The 19,969-nt window shown below is 54.9% G+C and carries 9 protein-coding genes; all 9 read right to left on the reverse strand.

The genetic code is table 11. The features are described from left to right. Positions 1 to 6: 6 nt before the first annotated feature. The 9 genes from ACYVJM_RS15195 to vgrG are packed head-to-tail and all read right to left on the reverse strand — an operon-like array spanning position 7 to position 19,969. Complete coding sequence (locus ACYVJM_RS15195) at positions 7 to 585, reverse strand: GAD-like domain-containing protein (protein WP_461149081.1); 579 nt, start codon at positions 583 to 585, stop codon at positions 7 to 9. 35 nt (positions 586 to 620) lie between these two features. Continuing rightward, positions 621 to 4,016: an eCIS core domain-containing protein gene (locus ACYVJM_RS15200; protein WP_461149082.1), complete on the reverse strand. Its 3,396-nt coding sequence runs from the start codon at positions 4,014 to 4,016 to the stop codon at positions 621 to 623. A 27-nt stretch (positions 4,017 to 4,043) separates the two neighbouring features. Then, positions 4,044 to 5,501, reverse strand: coding sequence for a contractile injection system tape measure protein (locus ACYVJM_RS15205; RefSeq protein WP_461149083.1), 1,458 nt, complete (start codon positions 5,499 to 5,501; stop codon positions 4,044 to 4,046). Continuing rightward, positions 5,498 to 9,925 (reverse strand): hypothetical protein, encoded by a 4,428-nt coding sequence (locus tag ACYVJM_RS15210; protein WP_461149084.1) that lies wholly within the window; start codon positions 9,923 to 9,925, stop codon positions 5,498 to 5,500. Before ACYVJM_RS15210 ends, ACYVJM_RS15205 begins: the two co-directional genes overlap by 4 nt. Positions 9,926 to 9,960: 35 nt before the next feature. Next, positions 9,961 to 13,785, reverse strand: coding sequence for a hypothetical protein (locus ACYVJM_RS15215; protein WP_461149085.1), 3,825 nt, complete (start codon positions 13,783 to 13,785; stop codon positions 9,961 to 9,963). Beyond that, positions 13,782 to 17,420 carry a baseplate J/gp47 family protein gene (locus ACYVJM_RS15220; protein ID WP_461149086.1) on the reverse strand — a complete coding sequence of 1,213 codons (3,639 nt, stop codon included), beginning with the start codon at positions 17,418 to 17,420 and terminating at the stop codon, positions 13,782 to 13,784. The genes ACYVJM_RS15215 and ACYVJM_RS15220 overlap by 4 nt, the downstream gene beginning before the upstream one ends. Before the next feature lie 12 nt (positions 17,421 to 17,432). Further along, positions 17,433 to 17,876, reverse strand: a complete 444-nt coding sequence (locus ACYVJM_RS15225) for a GPW/gp25 family protein (protein ID WP_461149087.1) — start codon at positions 17,874 to 17,876, stop codon at positions 17,433 to 17,435. Positions 17,877 to 17,912: 36 nt separating this feature from the next. Continuing rightward, positions 17,913 to 18,182, reverse strand: coding sequence for a PAAR domain-containing protein (locus tag ACYVJM_RS15230; RefSeq protein WP_461149088.1), 270 nt, complete (start codon positions 18,180 to 18,182; stop codon positions 17,913 to 17,915). A 14-nt stretch (positions 18,183 to 18,196) separates the two neighbouring features. Beyond that, positions 18,197 to 19,969, reverse strand: a complete 1,773-nt coding sequence (gene vgrG / locus ACYVJM_RS15235; RefSeq protein WP_461149089.1) for a type VI secretion system tip protein VgrG — start codon at positions 19,967 to 19,969, stop codon at positions 18,197 to 18,199.

Consider the following 19,969-nt stretch of genomic DNA (forward strand, 5'->3'; position numbering starts at 1 on the left):
GAGAGCCTACACCCGCCGGGCTTTGCCGCCAAAAAGTTGAGCGAGTAAAATCAGATGCTCCTTCATTTTTACGACCTCCTCTTTTGACGTTTCGAAGCTTCCTCCCAGTGGTAGAGCAGGAAACAATGCCACGATTTCATCCGGTTGCAACGTCTGCACATCAACGCTAAGATGTTTAAACTGGCTGATGAAAAAGCCGTTCTCCAAAATTGTATCGAGCATTAACATCATATTCAGTAAATCGTCAAGGTCGTCCGCTAAATCCATCCTTCGCCCTAATAGGGGATCGAGGAGATAGATTTTTTTATTGCGACGATTATAGTAAATGAAGGCGCCAAAAGCAGTTCGCAAAAAGGGAATACACGTTGATTCGTTGAGGCCCCACTGTGCCAGTACGCCATTAAAATGATCAGGACTGGTTGTCCACAAAAAATTATTACTGTAAGAGCATATACCTTCGCTGGTCAGAAATTGAACGATTTCTTCCGGTAGCTTCTCGGCCATTCCCTGAAGTTCCGAATCGGAAAAGTAACCGAATTGCCTTTTGGGGATGTGCTCTTCTAAAAATTCGTCGTAGTTGACCATATACTGTGTTAAAACTAGTCTTTATTCGCATTCAGTTATCTTGGAGTTAAGTCAACATTGACTAACGCAGTTGGCTTAACATTCTTCGCTGCCTTATCTACTACGTCAATTTTTTGCGCCCATTGTGAGCCTATCGAAGAGTTGATATCGCTTTGGCCAAAAATGCTTTTCTCGTCGCCGTAAACGTCGGCGCTTCCGCCCGCTACCTGGTCGACTGTATGAAGTACGGCCAATTTATTACTGCTGTAAAGTCCCATGATTCTACTGACGATGGTTTTCATCTGTTTCTCATTCTTTACCGTGATCGCCGTTTTTAAGCGTTGGGCATCTTTGGCTGAGATAATCTTCAGGGTTTGCAGTTCGGCAATAGCTTTATCTCCTTCTACCTTCAGTAAGTCTATGACTGACTCTGATCGGGTTTCTTTCGTGTCTGATTTTTTGTCTCTACCAAACCCTATAAACCGGGCTCGGTTCTGTTGCCATTTTCCTACTTCTGTCTTGTTCAGCTCCTGGTGCTGCATGCCAATTTGCCGCTTAAACTCGGCAATGGAAGTGGGATTGCTTTTAGCTGGTGGCGTAAAACTTACGCTTGTTTTCTCCATTGTCTCCTTTGTCCCCTTTCCATACTTAAGTTGGACAAGCAAAGCCACCGCTTTGGACACCAACCCATTCACTTCTTTCTCTGCAGCGGCTTTCTGAGTCGGATTGGTAGCGTCTTTCAGTTTTTTGTTGGCTTTTCCTAAATCTTTTGCTAATCCCGGATCGGCTCCCAACTCTTTTAAGGCTGCCTCAAGTCGTTTTGGATTTGAGCTGGCAACCATTGGTTCACCAGAATTATCAGGGTAGAGCTTGTGATCTTCGTCTTCTACTTTAAAGGATTGCGGTGAAAAGAAAGAGGACAAAGCTCCACCCAACTTCTTCAGCAAATTCCCCAGCCACGCCACGATCTTGTCCAGCCCTTTGTCGATTGGCTGACGGATCTTCTTCACAATGCCGACCAGTTTCTCCGGAATATTCCCCAATCCGGCGAACTTGGCCAGAAAGGCGATGATGACGGTGAGCGTGCTGGCCATCGTTTGCTCCACTTTCTTGGCCGCCCCTTCTACCTGACCGGACGCAATGGCCGATATGGAGTCGATAAACGATGCCACCACGGCCGCAATCTGGTTTATCTTTTGAATAAAGAAGGTAACCGTATTGTAAATGGCCAGAATTGCCTGAATAACAGCCCCCGCCGGGTTGATCATACTCACCAGCTTCGCCACGGCGGCTTTCACGACTTCTGTGGTGATCATCTGCGTAACCTGCGCTATCATCTGGTCTTTCAGTTCCGTCAGCTCAGTCTTGATCTGCTCCCAGGCCGCTGCCGGGCCGTCTTTTACGAGTGTAACCAGAATGCCCGCCGTTTTTTCGAGTACCACCAGCACGGGTTCGGGAATGATCTTGACCAGCTTGCTTCGGATGTTCTGCCACGTTAGCCCCAGCACTGATAAAACCAGTTTCACAATCTCGATCAAGTTGAACGACTTAGGGATGTACACACCCGCTTCGCCCAGTGGTCCGGTAATCCATTTGATGAGGGCCGTTTTCAGGTGTTCGCCAATGTTGGACGCAAAGAGCTGGAAGCCCATTTTACCCGCGCGTACCAGATTGTTCACAAAGCCAATCGGGTTTTTTAGAATCGTGTTGAATGCCGCTTTGGCCTTGGCGATGTACGGCATTACGCCGGGAGCCACCACCGAGAAGAGGATTTCCAGCAGGCTGATAACCTGGTTGAGCGCCCAATTGAAAAATTCACCCGCAATGCTGGCAAACGAGCCGACAATTTTGCTGAATGCCCCGGCTACAGAAATGATGTCCTGAAAGGTAAGGGACGTAAGCGTGTCGATGATTCGGCGGGGGATGGTCCGGGCAAAATTCAGCAAGCCGCCCAGCGCGCCCTGGAACCACGCCCAAGCGCGGGCAACGGCATTCCCTTTCTTGATGTTCTCCCAGATTTCTTCCTGCCCGATCAGTTTCATGAACCCGCCAATGAGGGTATCGGCGGTGCGCGGAACGGCTTCGCCCGTAATGGGGTCTACCCCAAGCAGGGCTTTGAGCAGGTCGTAACCGCGGGTTCCCTCCGCCAAAGCCGCCAGCGGTTTCAAAATGGCGTCTTTAACCATTTTGAGGAGTTCGGAAACAACGCTCCCGGCAAAGGAAATGAGTCGCCCGATGGGGTCGGTGAAGATGCGTTTAGCTCGATCCCAAACCCCGCCAAGGTCGAAGATATCCGTCCAGCTCAGGGAGTTGATAAAGCTTTTCAGCCCGGAGATAATCTCGCTGCCGATGTCGCCCAAGGTGGCCAGCTTCTGCTCGATCCAGGCCCCCGCTTTGGTAAACACGCCGTGGTTGTCGAGGGCCTGCGTAATGAGGTGGCCGCCCGGTACCAGTTCAATCAGTGCCCGCAGAATATTGGCCGCGCTCCGGTCTGTAGACCGCATGTTGATGGGGTTGAAGCCCAGCAAAATAGTCAGCATCCGGAAACCGGGGATGTTATACGCCTTATCGGCAAAATAGTCCAGTGCATCCTGTACACCCAGCCGCTGCACGGGTGGGGGCGTAGCCGTGGTAGCTACCTGCGGACTACGCTGTACGGCATGGCCCTGCTGTACCGTATGGGTTAGCTCGTGGGCCAGCAGCTGTTTTCCCTCGCTGGTGCCGGGCTGGTACTGGTCGCGGGAGAAAAAAATGTGATTCTGGTACGTAAAAGCCCGCGCACTAAGCTGGTTGCTCAACCCCGCCGACTCGGCATTGGTATGAATGCGGACATTGCTGAAATCGGCACCAAAACGGGGTTCCATAAACCCTCGCACGTCGTTGGATAACGGTTGCCCGCCGGAGGTTTGGTGCTGAATGGCCGTCTGGACATCGGAGGTAACGGCTGGCGTACCGTCGCCGGTTGTCTTCCCGGCCTGGGTACTATCCTTCTTCTGTATTTTATCCTCCTGAGCGGGAGCCTTCTGAAGCTTGTCGTCTTCTTTTTTCTGAAGTTTTTCTTCCTGAGCCGGTGCCTTCTGAATTTTATCGTCTTTTAGCTCGGCCTTTTGTATTTTCTCTTCGGCCAGGGCAGCCTTCTGAAGCTTGTCGTCTTCTTTTTTCTGGAGTTTATCATCAGGTTGCCGTTGCAGCTTCTCGTCTTTTCCTGTGATGGCGGGTGCCGACATGGGCGCGGGCATCCGCATTACTTTATCGGCCGTTTTGTCGGCTTCCTGTTCAAACGAGTCGCCGGGCTTGTTCACCGTCAGTTTCATCTGAACGGCGGGGGCAGCGGTTTGCCGGGCTGGCTCAAAAAAGTCGCCACCACCTGCCTTGGCAAAAAAAGGCTGGCCGCTCGTCTGCGTGGCAGTCGAAGGCGTGGTGGTGGTCGATTTTTCCGAACTCGCTTTCATGCGTACATTATACGTTTAGCCGATGAGTCAGCGCCACTCTATCCGAAGCAGCCGGTCCATCCAGGGAAGTTTTACCATCGCTATGCCCCAGGGCAGCTGATCTAGCAAAATATCGTACGGCTGCGATTCGACCTGGAGCAACCAGTCGCCATCCGGGCGCAGGGAAAGTTTGCCGGGGCGAATGAGAAAGGTGCCCCGCAGGGCATCGGGCGAGGTATTTCGCAGTGCTTCCCAGTGATGGACAACGGCTTCGAGAAGTGCATCGGCTTCCTCCAGTTCGTTGGGCGTTAAGGTTACATCGGCCTCTACGGGTGTTTCGAATGGGACGTTACACAGTAGTTTGGGGAACAGCAGTTCATGCTCCGGCGCAACGGACTGGCCGGTAGCCAGAAAGTGCAGAAGACATAACGCCCGCTCGGGTTGCTGCAACTGCCCATCGGCAGCAATGCCCAGAGCGCCAAAAAATTGCCCCAGAAAGGGATGCAGCAAAATCAGACCGGCATTGTCGATATACAGACCCTCGTGCGTGTCGAACAGTTGAGATGGCCCGGCGTTATCTCCAAATCCCGCTGGCAAGGCTGTTTCCTGTTTGGGAGCCGGGTTGTCGGTTGCCCGTTCGGTCGTTTCACGGCCCGCCGACTGGTCTTTTGCGGGAGTCGATTGTGTTACGCCCGGCCAGTACTGTTCCAGCACATGACCCAACTCGTTCGATGGTGGTATCGTCCCGGCCAGGGCCAGCCAGGTTTTCCGGACGAGCTGCTCACCGGAAATGGCGGTATCTGTCGTGACATGCGCAAAGGCCGTTTCCCAGAGCTTTCGTTCAAAAAGAGCCACCGATTCCGGCCGGGGGTACACATACTTCAGTATGCTCAGGAGCGTCGTTACGGTTGCTTCGGCCACCGGGGCAAATCGGCCCAGCAGCCGGGTTCGGAATGCAGCCGAAAACTGCCGGGTAAGCCGCTGTCCAACCGGGAATGCGCTCAAAACTGATCGAAGCACCTGATTTTGCCAACGTTGCTCTACGTTCGATTCAGGTTCGTTTTCCCAGATGTCCAGCAGGGTCTGTTCCAGCGTTTTGTCGGGCGGAAGGCGGAAAAACCAGGGCAGGGTACCGGTTTTCAGGAAATGAATAAACGCGTCAAAAACCGTTTGCCGGCTCGTTTTTCGGATCACGGTCCCGGCGGGCTGCATCTGCGCCTGTTCGGGCGTTGGCGTCTGTAGCCGCATGGCCTGCTCCAGCGCCTGTTCGACCAGCAGGATTATGTCCTGTTCCAGTCGGTCGAGGTTCAGGGTACCGGCATCAATGTCCAGTCGGTCGATAATCAGGTGCCCATCCGACGGTGCATAGCGGTCCAGCACCCGCTCAATGGCGGGAATCAGCCAGTGCTGGCACACGTCCGAGAGCTGGTGCTGGAGAGCCATACCGTCGGATTCGGTGCCGTTCAGGTCGATGTGCAGGTATTGTTGCCGGATGATGTGGGTCATGATAACTTGATCTGGCTATCGAGAATATTGAAACAGCCTTTGGTGGTGATGGCCGTCAGCCGAACGGGTAAATCGGCTCTTCGCAGTTGAACGCCATCAACTTTCTGGCCTGCATAGACGGGTTCTGCTGCCAGCGCTACATCCCATATCCATCCCAAAATCTCGCTGGGGTCGATGGTGGTAACCTGTCCTTCAAACGTGGCATTGATCAGTAGTCGGCTCGCCGTACTACGCTTGCCAACGGTTCGGGATTCAAGCACGGGTTTGGGACCGTCGCATTCGGGTTTATAGTCCGTTTTCAGGCACTGGTTTCGTTCCGCGTAGTTGAAAGCGGGTATCCGGGCTATCTTCTGTGTCTCCCGGTTCGTCAGCATCACCCCGTCGAAGGGAGCACCCGTCACGTCGGGTTCGTTGGTATAGCGGATGGTTAGGTTATATTTCTGTTCAGAAAGGTCTATGAAGTAGTCGAACTCAAGCATAAACGTATCGCATACGAAATGCTCGATCATCATTACCCCAAAAGGATCATCGGCAGATGGTTTGTAGGTGAGTACAAGTCGCTTGTTCCCCGGCTTACCCAGGTCTTTAGTCAGGGCGTCATTGATGATACTGTTCAGCTTTTTGAGAATCCCGCCAACCGTATCCTGGAATTTCGTGTTCAGCGCATCGGCGGGCTGCTGAAGCAGTCCCTGCGTGTCCGGGAGTTCATACTCCTTTCCATTGAACCGGAACCGGATGATCGATTGCTGTTCAAAAGCGTTATACCGGGGGAAATCGTTTACGGGTTGAATCCACAGTCGATACGCACCCCGTCGCGATTGTCCATCGCAGGGCAGATCGCAGCAGGTATGGCTTATCGTCAGCTTGGCGGGGTCGCATTGGCTGGAGTCTCTGACCACAACGGCAGCTTCTTCGCCACTCTTGACCGGATCAGTAATGAATAGGGTTTCGGTAAATTCCAGTTCGTCGGTGGCCCGTTTGTAGAAATAGGGCGGTGTGCCGCCGGATACGTGCACAACGGCGCGGTACGTTCCATCTTCGCAGCGGTAGTCTGTTTCGCTGACAGACAGGGTTAGTACGGCCGGTACGTTGATCGTTTGCGGAGCCGCCGATTCGCCAACCGAATCGGTAACGAGCAGGGTGTGTGCGCCCACCGATAGGAAGGTCGGATTCCTGACGGCCACAGTCGCCCCCTGGTCGATCTGCACCTGATAGGGTTTTTGTCCCCCCGTCGGCGTTATCGTCACGGGCGCTACATTATTGGGCGTTGTACACCCAATCTCAACCGTAAAGGCGAGTGGCGGCAGGCACGATTTCTGAAGGACTTTCGTAGCCTCGCATCCCTGGCTATCCGTAATTTTGATTGTCGTCTCCACATCACCGGGCAGCACCTCGCTGGTATACTGGTTGGTGTTGGTAATCGTGCCTTTATCGGCTTTATAAGGCGCTTTTCCCCCTTTTATGGTTAGTGTAGCCGTATATGTATTGCCACCGGGAAGGCAGGTATAGGTCGGCTCATCGAGGACAAGCTGCTTTTCGATCTTGATCGTCTGCGGTTCCGATTCGGTCGTTTCGGCATCCTGGATGCTAAGTTTGCGTGCCCCCACTGCCAGCGACAGAACACCGTCGAGGGGTTTATATCCTTCATCATCGACCTTAACGCTGTAGGGAGGCACACCACCCTGTGGTTTCAGCGTTACCTCCGCCTTGTCGTTGGCCTTGGTACAGCCTATACTATAGGTAAACGAAGGTTTCACTTTCGGCAGCACAAACTGCACCGGCGTGCCGCCCCCGCTGAAGAGGTAAGGCAGGTAGAAATCGGCAATGACCGTTCCATCGGCCAGTTCATTAACGGTCTGGTCGATGATCTTTTTGCCGGGGTCTTCCTGACCAGCCACAATGCCGGTAGATTGGGGTGGGATGATGCCGAACAGCGTACCCATCACAAGCCGGATGTCTTCGTTATCCGTTAACGCCTGGTTCTTGCTGATCCGTTTGAAGGCCTGTGCCAGAGGTTCGTTGTTTGTTTCCTGGGTGAAGGTGGGCGCTTGCTGAACGTTGAAAAATGGCGTGAAAAATACCGGCTGGAGGAAATCAATCGTTACCGGAGCCACCGTGCCAACGACCGGTTCCGGATCGTCGTGGTAGACGAGGATGAACGTTCCGCCCAGCGGTACCCCGGCTTTGTGCTGGATGCCGGGGTTGTTCTGTAAAAAATTACTTAAAAACTGTTTCTGCTTCAACTCCTTCAGCCGCTGTTTATACTCGTCGATGAGCGAGCGGATGGGTTCGAGTTTGCAGGCAAAAAGAATCTGGTCGAACTGGTCGATGAGGTCTTCTTTCGGCAGGAACTGTTCCAGATTTGCCGGAACGGCGCTGGCCTCCGCATTACGGAAGTAGCGGGACAACTCGATCAGATCCTGGTATTTATTCTGGAAGTCGGCGAACTTAAGCTGATCTAAACTTTTGGGCAGCATCTCGGCCAGCTTAGAAAGGTAATAGACGGCCACAACGCGCGGCTGAAACTCGGGCGCCGGTGCCGTAGTACCAATAAAGAGACCGCAGTAAACAGTTAGTATGGTACCGGCATTGATGTTGTTCTGGTCGACATCAATGTACGGTATGGCTTGTAGCTGCGCCCGGTATTTCTCATACCACGCCCCCAGCGAACCTGCTTTGTAGCTGTAGTTGGATGCATATTGTTGCAGCAGGGGTAACTGGGGCTTCCCGCCGGGGTCTTTGCTGTTTATCGGCTGATCGTAAAATTTGCGGGCACCTTCGGCCAGCGACGACAGCAACTCCTCCCGGAAGGCATCGTATACGGCTTCCAGATCCTGAAAACGGGCTTTTTCTTTGGTCAGATCCACAGGCATGGTCTCGTCGAAAGCGCCGGTACGCAGGGCAATGACGTCGATAGGAAGCCGGTACTGCGCTTTCAGAGTCAGCAGTGTGTTCAGCACCGACTGGTAGCTTTTGCCCAGATGACCTTCGATACGCAGGAAATTATACGGCTCCAGATCGTAGCGCAGGGGGTTGGTCACAAAGGACGGGGCCACCGGCACGTATTCGGCAGCGCGGTAACTCAGGTTCTGATTAGCTCGGTTTCGGCGGGTTTTTTCCGGATTCCAGAGCTGGTACAGGGGCGTAGTGCCCGTTTGCTGGTAATAATACGGAATGGCTTTGTCCGACAGCGGGGCATCCGACAGTTTGCTGGGGGTAATCCGAATCTGGTTGTCGGTGGATGAGCCCGTCGATGGATTCGGTAAAGGCGGGGTGGGGGTGAACCGCTCAATCATGGTCGCCAGCCGACGGAACAGCAGCCGTACTTCCTGCTCCTGTTCTTCGCAGCCGCTCACCGCCGATGAGGATCTGAACGCGTGCCGATAGACGCCCGCGTTAGCCGCCGGATAGAGTAACCCGACCATCAGGTGCCGGGGAAACAGCCCTTCCGGCGGGCAGCAGGCACACATGAGCTCCAGCCCTTTCCGGCAGAACTCATCGTACCCGCGAATCAGGTCGTCGAAGAAGTCGTAATAATAAGGAAGAAAACGCACCTGTCCGGTATTGGCGGGAGCCTGCTCTAAAAAGCCAAATTTGGCGCTGAACCCGACGGATGGGTCGGGTATGTTCTGCAACACCGGCTTGAATGCCGTATAGGCAGCAGCAAGTGCTTTGCTGAAATTAGTGACGACCTTGTCCGTTTTAAAGACGGCCTGAAACGCAGTCAATACGTCCTGTGAAGTAGCCGGGCTGGTGTTGGGCACATCATAGCGGGGCAGTCGCAGGTCGGGCAGGTTTAAACGGGCAAGCAGGGCCGTTTCCAGTTCGGCAGTCGTAATGGTGGTATTCAGCTGATTCTCCTTCGCAATGAGTTTGACCAGATATTTCTGCTGAATCAGCATGGGGCGCACGCTGATGTTGACTTCGGCCCCTTTATCGTCGCAGTTATTGGGGCTGCAATTGCGCAGTTTGGCGTTTTTAAGCTCCAGGAAAAGCACCACTGCCTTGTCTTTCAGGAAATTGGCGGGCGACTCCAGCGGTTTTACGTTGGGCTCGTCTTTCGGAAACAGCTCCCACAGATCATACTGGGTGTTGAGGGCCGGGTCGAGGTCGACGGGGTTGGTATTTTTGAACAGCGGATAGGTCAGGTCTTCGGTTACTTTGCGGTACGAGACAAGTTCCACATCCTGTTGCTGCACCACCAGGTACCCCTCTGAGGTAATGCCGCAGCCCTTCGACAGGCGGATGGTTTTCAATACCTCATCGTAGCTGAGGTCGAACCCGCACACGATACCAATGCCAATCAGGTTAGCCCGCGTGAGTCGTTCCTGCTCGTCTAAATAGATAAAGAGCTGATTCAGGTGTTCGTTGGTAAGCACCTGATTCGCTTCAAATACCGGATATTTTTCTTGAGTCGCTTGCATAGCAAATAGCGGTTATAGCCATTTAGAGAAACAGGTTATTGTTTTTTGGTGGGGTAATTGCCGAGGGCGGTGCTCCCCAGCCGAACGGGGTTCTGGTCACTGCCATCGTCGCAGTCGTGGAGGGTAGCCCCCGGATAGGTATTCCTGAGTTTACTGAGCATATTCACCACCACCCGGAGCCGATAGGAGACGTCCACATAAGTCGCGTAACGCTCGGTCAGGAAGGTTTTTATCGCTTTCAGCGTATCGGCAGCAAACGTAAAATTGGTGCAGAGCGTCAGCGGATCGGGCTTGTCGGGATCGAACCTGGTGAAATCAAGTTCCTTAATGGCAATACCTGCCTGCATGTTGGTCTCCATCCAGGTATAGAAATTCATGCCGAAGGTGGTCAGGATGGCGGTGGCGCACTGGCATAGTTTCGCTTTTTGATCCGCCAGCGGCACCAGCGTTTTGTCGACGTTTATACTCAGAATACCCTCCACCCGCTCCTGCAACTGCTGCTCCGTCCAGTCGATGGCGGCATTGGCCTCCAGCCACGCATGCCAGGCATCTTCGAACCGCTCGAACTGCAATCCCGAAAAGGCGATCTGTACAAAATGGCTTACCATAATGGACTGCACACGTGCCCATAAGGCAGCTTCGAATACCGTGGTGCAGGATACATCGGCGGGTTTCAAACGGGTCGAAAACTCCGTGTCCAGTGCCGTTTGCAGGGCTTCGGGGTGGAAATACGTCAGCGTTTTGTCGGCGTACCAGTTTTTAAACGCCAGGCTGAATTGGGTGTACACCGCCAGCGCACAGGTACAGGCTTCGTCCGGGCTGGGCCGCACATCGGCAGTGGTTTTGCCTTCATCTTCGAATAGCTCCGCCAGTTGGGCAACCACCGGGTCGCAGGGGTTTTCGATGAACCCATCGTTGCTTACCCAGCATATTTTCCCCAGCAGATGCGAGGGGATTTCCTGCTGAATGGTGCGGTTGGCGAACCGGCGCATGTCCAGGTTTTCGCTGAAAGGGGCCGTCCAGCCGGGCATCACGTAGGTCAGCCGGAAGGAGTAGGGGTCTTCGTCGCCACAGGTGCCGCAGTCTCCCTCGGCGCAGGCAGGGTACAGGGCATCGCCGGGAAACTTGGGCCTTAGCAGCAAATGCTCGACGACCAGTGCCCGTTCGTTGCTACTCCAGCCCAGCAATTCGTTGACAATGGCCTGGGCGTCGACTTCGGTATTGAACAAGGTAGGGTGCGTACCCAGCAGATCGCCGTTATCGGCCCTGACGTTGAGTCGGAATTTACCCTGCTCGGCTACAATCTCGTACGAATCGGGCTGGATCGTCTGCTCCAATATCTCCCCAATCTGTTCAAATGCCTTGAATCGGGCGGTTTCTTCGTCGGCCTCGCTCACGCCGACGGTCAGTTTACCGGTGAGCCAGACCGTTGCGGTTTCGTCCGTCGCATCCGTTTTGTAAGGGGTATCCGCCAGTGTGAAGCTGGTAGCGGTATAAGGGGCCGACGCGCTGAGATCGATCGAAAATGTTAAGTTAGGGTAGCCCAGGAGCAGGCTGATCCGGCGTTTCAGGCCCGATGCGTTGGCCGGGTCGTTCTGGTTTTTCTGGTAATTGAACGCTTTTCCGCGGTCGTGGCTGATAGTCGGATACGCTTTCAGGAACGAGATTTTATCGTCGATCAGGCGCTTTTGAGCGATCTGCTGCCCCTCCAGCGTGGTGAGCATGAGCGCGTACTCGCTGAATTGCTCGCCAAACCGGGCCAGCAGATGATCCAGAAACCGGTTTCGCCGTTCGGCAAATTCGGACTCCGACTCGACCAGTTTCTGTAATACATCGGCCGTCAAACCTGCGCTGACAATGTCTTCGTACCCCTCAATAGCCGTCTCATCGAACAGTCGTCCATAATACGTTTTGTCGATGGTTGACTCCAGCGAAAACAACTTCCTGGTGTTGGCTACCTGCGATAGTGTATTGCCCAGCAGTTGTTCAAAAACCATCAGATACGCTTTCAACTGGTTGGCCTGCGCCCGGCGCTGGGGTGTGGCCGTCGACGGCAGCCCTTCCGGGCCAATGCCGTACGTCATCGGGAAGCTGTACTGAACCGGGAAGTACGCTTCCGGATTGCGGAATTTGCCCATCGGCGCTGGTAGATCATTGGTAATCGCATCCAGCGTGGGGTTGATCTTCGGGCGTTCGGCCTCTCCCCGAAGTTGGGTAAGCGTGTCCATCGATTCGTCCATGCGAGGACGAAAGGGGAGCCCGTTTTTATAAAACAGAAACTGCGACTGGTTATAATACAGTCGGGGCTGGTGCAGGGTGCTCACCCAGAGCTGCCACTTAGCGCTGAACCGGTTAGGGTCGAACACCAGACCCGCATCGGTCTGAACGGGGTCCGCAGCGCCTTTTATACTGTTTCCTTCGGCATCGTATTTGGACAGCAGGAGTTCATTGACGGCAATAACGCCGTCAATATCCATCAGCCGGTTGATAATATCCGACGTACGGAGCACGGTTTTCAATCCAGCCGCTTTTAATTCGTCGGCTTTGATGAAGCCATTTTCCAGGGCGGGTCCGTTGAAAATGTCCTCTACCGACTGTCCGGCGTCAAGGAGTTCCTGTAGACTGTAAAAGGGGATGGGCGGGTTGAAATAGCGGTCGATCTCGAACCAGATTTTGGCCTGAATTCGCTCAATGTCGGCATCGGGGGCCACTTCTACATCGGCGCAAACGGCTACGTCTTCTACATCGACTACCTTAATTCGGCAGTAATCTTCGTCCAGATTGCGGTGATTCTGCAGCGTGGCTTTGGCGGCTGTTATGGATTCGCCGGCCTTGCGTAGTTTCTGCCGATACCGCTGGATGCTTCCCAGAACAGATGTCTCCTCAAGAATATCGGTCAGCCTGAACTGATCGGCCAGATCGGGGTCACCCGCCAGTTTTTTTACGACGGTCCGACTTTTTGCGTCCGTGCCGCCGTATAACCGAAGGGCCGCATTGGGAATCATGAGCGGGGCACCGCTATCGAAGGTGATCTCGAACGACACGTAAAAGACATCGCGCCAGTACCGCTGAAGCAGGGCCGTCGTGGTAAATGCAGTTTCGGGTTTGGTGCGCGAAATCTTGAGCACCTTGATTTTGGTGATCTTCCGGGTAAACTCGTTCGTCTGGCTAGTAAACTCTGTAAAACGTTCGTAGGCAGATTGGTCGGTTAGGGTCAGCGCCGGAAAACGCAGTTCGAGGGTGAGCGAAACCGGTTTGCTGTTATCATCGAACACGATCTGCGTGGTTTCAAGTTTGCGGTCGTTGAGGTCGCCCAATTCGGGGTCGGCTTCCAGTTCGAGCAGCACTTCGTACAATCCCCTGGGGTCCACGTTTACGGGTTTCAGCAGCGGATTCGCTGGTTTTTTGTACGAAAGCATCAATTGACCGGCTTCGCACCAGGCGTAGTAATGCAGTTCACAGGCACACTCTTTGCCGAAGACCCACGCGTTTCGAACCCGGTCGAGGTCGATCAGCAGACGGCGAAAATCATCGGGTGTAACCGGGTTGACGGTCAGAATGTCGCGCGCTGTAAAGAATGCCTGATCCGGGTAGGGTGGCCGCGGCTTGCCGAGTACCTCCTTGGAAGGAGCAGGTGCCAGCAGGTCTTTTATTTCCCAGCCAATGCGATAGGCCAGGTCGGTGAAGGCGTAGCAAAGGGCTTCGAGAATGGTAATGCCGGGGTCGTGGATGTTGTAATCCGTCCAGAGGTGGCTTCCCATCTGCTCGATAAAGCCAATCCCTTCCCGGCGGAGACGGTAGAAGTCTTCAGCGGCTTTCAGCACGGGCTGTTTGGGGATGGGAGCGAGTTTCTGAATCATGCTTCGCAGGGACATTGTTCGGCGGAAGTCGCTTCCTCCGTCGGTTTGATGGCAGAAATGGTATGGAGTTTGGCCGCTACAGAGACCAGAATGGAGATAGCTATCGATCCTTCTACCTCCTGCTTATCCTCCGTTCCCGGAACACCGTTTATGTCGTGGAAAAGCTGGAAGTCAGTAACATAATCGACATAGGGCTGTTCTTCCACGAAATTGATCAGCACCGATTTGTAGATTTTGCCCCCGAACGAAGGGCCTTCGCCCCCGGCAAAGGCCCAGGGCGACAGAAAGCGGGTGATGCTTTCCTGTAAGCGGCCGATGTAGAACGTTTCGTCGTAGCCATCGAAGAGCCGCACCCGAAACTTGACCCGAACGCCTTCGAACTGTGGGTTTTTGACGTGCAGCTTCACGAAACATGAAAGCCGGGACTTTAAAAAGACGTCGATCTCGGTCAGTAGTCCCAGGCTGGTGTACGGCTTGAGCGGGTCGCGCTGGTTCTGGAACTGCTGATTCGGAATGGCGACGAGGGTAACGTGACCGGGCGCCAGCTCTTTGTAAATGCCCGGCTCGTAATGCGTGTGGTTCAGGCATTTTACCTTATATAGCTGCGGGAAGGCTTCCAGTACCAGGCGCTCGTAATCCCAGAGCGCGATGCCCCGGTCTTTGTGCCGCAGCCGTTCGCTGATGCGGTTATAGAAGGATTCGGACGTTTCCTTTCCGCGCCCGCCAAACGTCTCAAAAGGCTGTTCGACTTTTTTGACGGCCGAATCGGGCTGGTCGAGTTTGTTGATCGTACCGGCGGGGAGCACGGTAGCCGGAAACGTCGGGTCGTTCGCCCGGTCGACAAACGTAACGCGTGCCGCCTGAGCGGCTACGGCCAGCAGGCGACAGGCTCCCTCACTGGCAGCGACCACCGCTACCCGAATCCAGTGCAGCCCGGTGGGCAAAACGGTGTTGGTAGCGGCCGCGTCGGCGGGAATGGCCAACGTGACGATGCCTGAGCGGGTGAAGTCGTTGGTGGTATCGCTGAGGGATTCGTTCGTGAAGTCTACCCAGTTGTTGGCGCGCAGATAACTCCAGTGAAGCTTTGGTTTCACCGAGTTGGGGTCGGCCGTACCGTCGGCTACCTGAATCAGCAGCGACAGGCTTCGGGGGGGTAACAAGCCGCTGATGCCGATGTAGAACTCGGCTTCGTGATGCTGGCTGACGCCCCCTTCGGCATGGCTGAATTGGGGCAGTAAGGTCACCACTCCGCTACCCGTTAGTTGCGGGTGCCGCTCGGCCATGCCGAAGGGTGAAAGATGGTAGAATTTAGCGCCGGACGCGTCTTTCGAACTGGTCGAGTTCAGCGGAATGGGCGCGGATGTGGCTGAATATCCCAGATTGACGGCCGTGATTTCGGGGGCTTCCGGTACCTTAGGTAATGGGTCCGGGTTGTCTGTTTTAAGTTTAATGAAGTAACTGGCCAACTCTGTCTGCCAGGTTGCATAGCCAAAATCGCCGTTGGCCGAAATTTTCAGGAAACCGGATATCGATGCGGTCGTCAGAAACTCATTCGGACCGTAGTCGACCCGGGCCGCGCCAGCGGGTGGAATCGTCAGGGTATTCGGATTGCTGTCGACGTAGATCGAACTGGCTAAGGGCGTCCAAACGGCTTTGCTGAGGTAAGCGGCCGATAGAGAAGGGGTGGCCTTAAACGTTCCCCGCCAGGTAAAACTGAGTTTAACAACGGCATTGGCTTTCTGGAAGATCTCCTTGCTACCTATGGTAAATGCCGAGCCTGCCTTCGGGTTTGGCCCGAACGGCTGGAACGGTTTGGAGATGTCGACCGGGCCAAAGTCGGTGCTGACCGCCGGTGACTTGATGCCCGGCTTATTGAGGTTGCCGCTGCCATCGAGCCCGGCAGAGACCGCGATCGTACAACTCGCAACCTGAGCGGCTTCCAGTTCTGCGTAGGCATACACCTGGTCGGCGGCCTGGTCGAGTACCACTTTCAGGACAGGGTGCCCGGTCTGGAAGTCGCCCCCGTGTAGTTTAGCGACATAGGGCAGAATGGCGGGTGCATCGGCTTCCAACGCAATGAACAGGCTGACTGTCGCTGTATTTGATGCCGTTAAACTCGTTTTGACAGGGTGCCACCCTTTTTCGGTTGTCAGATAGGCCGTAACAGACGCATTGGTAGTGATGGGTTGGGTCAGTTGAACGGTCAGGGTAATGCGTCGGTACCCTTCCGTCAGGTATAGGTAATGGGAGGCCACCGCAAACCCCACCTCCGCTTTGGGCATGTCGATGCTGATGAGCTTGCCGTCTTCGTAGGTTTTGTTGAAAAAAGGATGCCACGATCCATCCGCCGACGTAAGTTTCGCGCCCAACCCATCCTGCGAGTTGGCCACCGGCGCGGCATACAATCTGTCGATCTGCCTGGCTGCATGGGCCCCCTCGCCGGTAACGGCCTCGTCGTTGTGGCGGTACACGGTTTTGAGGTCGGCCACCCGGGCGGCATTCGCCACAAAAGCCTCGTCATTGGCAAAAAAGACGTCTTTACCCAACGCGTCCTTTCCGGCTTTAAGCAATTCCCCTTCCTTGAGCAGATAGGAATCGACATGCTTGGCCAATTCCAGCAGGATATGGGCGTGGGCAGGCTCGGCCGGTCTTTCGCGCAGCCGGAGAATGTCGCGGTAATAAAAGTCGAGGTGGCGGGCAGTGAGCGTATTCGTCTCCTGCCTGACGTACTCCTGTAAACGCAGAAACGCCAGAAACAGCGCGTAGTGCGGATCGTGGCTGTCCTGGCTGGTGAGCGACGCATCGAGAGCCGCTTTGGCATCGGCCACAACCCGGGCATAGGCTTTCAGGAACTGATCGAAAATAGAGGTAAACAAGGCATGCGTAGCCAGGTGATTGGCTTTCTCGAAGACGCTCGTTCCCGTACCATATACCGATTTTTGTGCCGAAATAGCGTCCCGGTACGTTTCCCAGTCAGCCGACCCGTCCGTGATCCAGTTGGCCGATAGCCCCGTTTTGAAAATTGTACTGAAGGCCAGCGTGGGGCCTCCCAGCAGAATAAAGCCGGGCTCGACTTCGGCAACGAGGCTTTTTACTGCATCCGGCTCGTCCGACGATCCCGCTTTCAGGTTCGGTTTGTAATAGGCGATCAACCGTCCGAAGCCAGGTGCCAGCTGGCTTTTGATCAGGTTTTGCAGCGTGGTTTTGAGTGGCGTACCGGCGGGAAGGGTTTTGCTTAGGGTATCCAGTTGCCGGGCCAGCGTACCCAGGTAGCTAAACAGGTAGCCGAGGTGCTTTTTGAGGTCATCTTCGTTTGCCTGATTGGCGCGGTCGTTTAAAAAGGCAAACGCTTCTTTTATGCGGATTTTGTAGGCCTCCACGTCCTGCACAGCGGCAACGGCCAACTGAACGGAAATGTCTTTCGAGAAGAACGGCTGCCAGTTGTCGGCAATTTCGTTCTTGCTGTTGTAATAGTTCAGGTATTGGGCATAGGCCTGGGCGAACACCATTCCGTGCGCGGGGGTGCGCTCATTCACCGGCGCGTAGGCAGGATCGAGCGCGGGACTATTGCGCTGTTTCCGGCTGGTTCCTTCGCGGACGAGTTTTAACGGGTCGATGTTCTGGGTGCAGTCCATACGATTTATGGCTTAGTTGCTGTCTGGCAACACGTTAAGCGTTGTGGTCAGGTTAATGTCGGTGCCTTCCTGTTTGTAGAAGGGGAATACAAAGTTGAAGCGGGAGTTGGTAGTCCGTACCCGGTAGGTGATCTCGATCAGCACTACCCCTTCCAGCTCGCGGGCGGTGTTCAGCGTCACGTTTTCCAGGTCGATACGCGGCTCGTAATACAGGATGGCCGACTCTATTTTATCGGCCAGCAGGGTCTTTGTTGTTGTATCCAGATTCTCAAAAATCAGTTCCTGCATGTTGCAGCCGAAGTCGGGCAGCATCACCCGCTCACCCGGCATGGTGGTCAGCAGGATTTCCAGGCTCGACGCAATGTCGTCTTCCTGCTCTCGCATTTCTACGCCATTGATTGCCAGATTGAAGGTGGGTGGAAATGACCAGCCGCGCCCAAGAAATGTCAGATTCATACGCTTTACCGTTTGGTAGTGGATAAGGTTATTACGTTACCCGCCAATAAGAACTGTTGGGCAACCAGGCGGCATGATGGCGCCACCGGCAGCGGTGGGATCACTGATGCGGGCGGCTGGCAACCCGCCAATGAACACCGTTGCCGACCCTTTGATGATCGCATCTACCCCGCAGGAGTCACCCATGCGGGCGGCCGGTAGCTTCCCGATGAATACGTTCGGGGTGCCCGGCGGAATGATGGGCGTCGGTACGCCAACCGTGGCCGAACTGACAATAAGGTCACTAACTCGTGCGGCTGGAAGCATGGCTTGGTTATTGGTTAATTAATCTGCACGACGCCCCCCTGAATGACGGTGGTGCCGCCCCCTTTTACGGTGGTGCTGGCTCCGGACGACAGTTCGGCACTGCCGGTACCCTGCGCTTTCAAGGCCGACTGGGCTTTGATATCGATGTTCAGCCCTTCGACGGTGATGTCTTTGGTCACTTTCATGGTCATGTCTTTCACGCTTTCGATGGAAATACCCTTGTCGTTCATGATGATCTTGTTGCCGTTCTGATCGCTGAAGGTGATGCCCTTGTCGTCTTCCGAGAGGATGATCTTATTGCCGCCCGGTGTTTCAAAAGCCATAATCTTCTTGTCATCATCGAAGGTCATCTTCATCTTTTCCCGCGATACGTACCCTTTCTCGTGGTTATCGTCGGAAGGGGGTTTGGGAGCCGGTTTGCTGCTGCTGTGACACATGCCCAGCACCACCGGATGGCGGGGGTCGTCGTGTAGAAACCCGATGATTACCTCGTCGCCAATTTCAGGGCGGAAGTAGGTGCCGCGCTCTTTGCCCGCATCGAGGGTGGCTATGCGTGCCCAACTGCCCTCTTCCTGCGTGCTGATGAGCGGTAGCCGCACTTTGATCCGGTCTTCGCCGTCGGGGTCGCCTTCCAGCTTTGTAACGATCCCTATCTGCAGGCCACTCACGGCGGGTAATAGCCCCGCAGCGGGCAGTGGGCGCAGGTTGTAGGTCTGGACAAAGGGTTCTGGACTTAGGCCAAACTGTACGTCGGTTTCCCAGTTGCCGCCCGCAAACTGATGCCGTACCCCGGCCACCAGCACCTTGCCCTGGAGCCGGTCGCCGATGCCGCCGAGCTCGATGACTTTCCCCGGCAGCACATCCGCCGATCCCTGAAACCGGGCGCGGCCCCGCACTTTAGCCAGCCGCTCCCGGAGGAGTCGGCCATCGGCCCAGGCCTGTAGCTCGGCCGTCGAGAGTTTGCCCCCATGCCGAAGTTCGTGCGCTCCACCACCCAGCGTATCCGACAGGGTTGCCGGGCTGAGGTTACCGGTATTGGTGGTAGTGGGTTCGGGGGCTTCGGCTTCGATAACTTCCTGATCGGTGGCGTTCCAGCTATGCGCTTTGATGCCGGGACTTTGCAATCGAGCGTCGATTTCGGCATCCAGTTCGAGAATGGTGGAGCCAAAAGCCACGTTCAGGATGGCGCTCTGGCCCATATCGGGTTTGGTGATCTTCAGCTTGTCGTCTTCCACCATCACCAGCAGCCCGTTGGCTTCGGCCCGGCAGAGGGCAAAGTCCCAGTCGGTGGCCTCGTACTGCACCACTTCGCGCAGGGTGGGCCGGGTAGCCGTTACGTCTTTGGCGAGTCCGTAGCGCCCGATGATCTCTTCCAGAATGTCGCTGTCTTTCTTGTCTTCGTAATAGCGGTTTTTCAGGCCCGACGTCATTTTCACGGCTTCGTGCCGGCATTCGACCAGCAGGAAACTGCCGCTTTTCCGAATCTTGATGCTGTATTTAATAACGATTCCTTTGAAGACCGTCGATTCCTGCGAGCGGTAGCCGAGCTTGATCTCGATTTTTTTCCCCGGAACAAAATACGCTTCATTCCCCACCGCAAACTTCCCCGTCGCAGCCTCGCCATCCTGAATGTGCAGTGTTGCCCACGGAATCCGGTTCAGATCCCGCACCACCACAATGGAGCTGATGTTGACCGTACCGGGTAGTTCGGTACCGTCGACCAGCACTTTTGCCGTGCACACATCCGGAGTTGCCGGGGTTGGAATTGCCGATGCGTTGTTGACCAC

The sequence above is a fragment of the Spirosoma pulveris genome, from assembly GCF_054781875.1.